General features: G+C 74.1%; 2 protein-coding genes. One reads left to right on the forward strand and one right to left on the reverse strand.

Going from position 1 to position 2,018, the window contains the following annotated elements; all coding sequences use genetic code 11:
- Window positions 1–186: 186 nt before the first annotated feature.
- Window positions 187–594 carry an ester cyclase gene (locus tag H5J29_RS30495; RefSeq protein WP_181784408.1) on the forward strand — a complete coding sequence of 136 codons (408 nt, stop codon included), beginning with the start codon at window positions 187–189 and terminating at the stop codon, window positions 592–594.
- Here the strand turns inward: H5J29_RS30495 and H5J29_RS30500 are convergent.
- The gene (locus tag H5J29_RS30500) at window positions 591–1,976 is read right to left on the reverse strand and encodes an NtaA/DmoA family FMN-dependent monooxygenase (RefSeq protein ID WP_312858480.1); all 1,386 of its coding nucleotides are present in this window, start codon (window positions 1,974–1,976) and stop codon (window positions 591–593) included. The two genes, H5J29_RS30495 and H5J29_RS30500, sit on opposite strands and share 4 nt — an antisense overlap.
- Window positions 1,977–2,018 lie beyond the last annotated feature (42 nt).

The raw sequence follows: 2,018 nt of genomic DNA on the forward strand, positions 1-2,018 counted from the left end.
GACGAGCACGACGCCGCCCGCGCCGTCGACCGCGGCGGTGAGCGCCTCGTCGAGCTCGGCGAGCTCCCGCTCGCGTTCCACCAGCTCCATCCTGTGATCGTGACAGCGCATCCGGGTGGACGGATCGTCCGAACTGGGCATCTGTCACCCATTCCGCGCCGCGGCGACCCCGGCACGCTCGTCGGCATGACGATCGAGAAACTGCTCGCCCTGTGGGACGCCCCGCCGGACACCCGACCCGACCCCGAAGCCGCCTTCGCCGCCGTCTACACCGACCCGGTGCAGGTCAACGGCACCTCGCTCACCGTGGCGGAGATGGTGGAGCGCGCCCGTGCCCTGCACGCCGCCTTCACCGGACACGAGCGCGAGGTGCTGGAGGTGGTCGAGACGCCCGGCAAGCTCGCCGTGGCGTTCCGGCTGACCGCGGACCACACCGGCCCCTGGCCGACCGCGCTCGGCGTGCTCGCCCCCACCGGGCGGCGCATCGCGGCGACCGTGATCGACGTGCTCACGGTGGGCCCCGACGGCCGGATCTCGGAGATCGTGATGGTGGCCGACGAGCTCTCCCGCCTCCAGCAGGCGGGCGCGATCTAGTGTCCTGCACCGCGAGTCCGCTGCGTCTCTCGGCGGATCCAGGCCTCCGGTCGGGGCAGGCCGAGGTGCTCGCGCAGGGTCGTGCCCTCGTACCGCTCCCGGTAGACCCCGCGGTCCTGCAGGGCGGGGACCAGCTTGTCGACGATGTCGTCGAGGCCGTCCGGGGTGAGGTAGGGCGACACGTTGAACCCGTCGACCGCTCCCTCCCGGACGAAGTGCGCGAACCTGTCCGCGAGCCCGGACGGCGTCCCGACGTGCCCGCGCTGCGGCCCGAGCGCGATCACCGTCTCGCGCAGGGTCAGCCCGCGGGCCTCGGCGGTGTCCCGCCAGCGCCGCACGATCTCCCGCGGGTCCGTCCACCGCCTGCTGCCCATCTCCCCCGTCGGCTCCACGACGACGGGGTCCTCGGCGGGCAGCGGCCCGTCGGCGTCCCGGTCGGACAGGTCCCGCCCCCACACCTGCCCCGCGATGGCCAGCGCCGTGGCCGGGGTGACCTGGTGCAGCCGCACCCAGCGCGCCTTCTCCTGCGCCTCCGCCTCGGTGTCGCCGAGGATGATCTCGGTGCCGGGCAGGATCCGCAGCGCGTCCTCGGCCCGGCCCGCGGCCCGCAGCCGCGCCCGGATGTCGGTGGCGAAGGCCAGCGCGTCGGCGAAGTCCGAGCCGTGGGCCGAGAAGATGACGTCCGCGTTGCGGGCGGCGAAGTCCCGCCCCTCCGCCGAGTCCCCGGCCTGGAAGACCACCGGGTGCCCCTGGGCGCTGCGCGGCAGCAGCGGGGTGATCTCGACGTCGAAGCGCCCGGTCCGCGCCCCGACCGTCGCCACCGCCTTGGGGTCCGCCCAGTGCTCCGCGGTCGTCGAGGGCGCCGTCGCGTCGGCCGCCCACGCGTCCCAGATCTGGCGGGCGATCGTGAGGAACTGCTCGGCGCGCACGTACCGGTCGCCGTGGTCGAGGTACCCGCCGCGGCGGAAGTTCTCCCCGGTCCAGGCGTTGTCGGTGGTCACGACGTTCCAGCCCGCCCGGCCCCGGGACAGCAGGTCCAACCCGGACAGCCGGCGCGCGAGGTCGGCGGGTTCGTTGTAGGTCGTGTTCTGCGTGGCCACCAGCCCGATCCGGCTCGTGACGCCCGCCAGCGCGGCGAGCTGGGTGATCGCGTCCGGCCTACCTGCGACGTCCAGGTCGTGGATCGCCCCGCCGGACTCCCGCAGCCGCAGACCCTCGCCGAGGAAGAACGCGTCGAACAGGCCGCGCTCGGCGGTGGTGATCATCCGGCGGAAGGACGAGAAGTCGATCTGCGAGCCGCTCTCCGGCGCGTTCCAGATCGTCCAGTGGTTCACCCCCTGGAAGAACACGCCCAGGTGCAGCCTGCGCTGCGCGGTGCTCACGGTGCCTCCACGGCGGACAGCCCGCGGGCGAACCGGCTCGGC

Source organism: Pseudonocardia pini (assembly GCF_013870575.1).
In the GTDB taxonomy this organism is placed as follows: Bacteria; Actinomycetota; Actinomycetes; order Mycobacteriales; family Pseudonocardiaceae; genus Pseudonocardia; species Pseudonocardia pini.

Excerpts from the sequence above, each read along its gene's own strand:
- H5J29_RS30495 (WP_181784408.1), top strand. The coding sequence starts at position 187 with ATGACGATCGAGAAACTGCTCGCCCTGTGGGACGCCCCGCCGGACACC.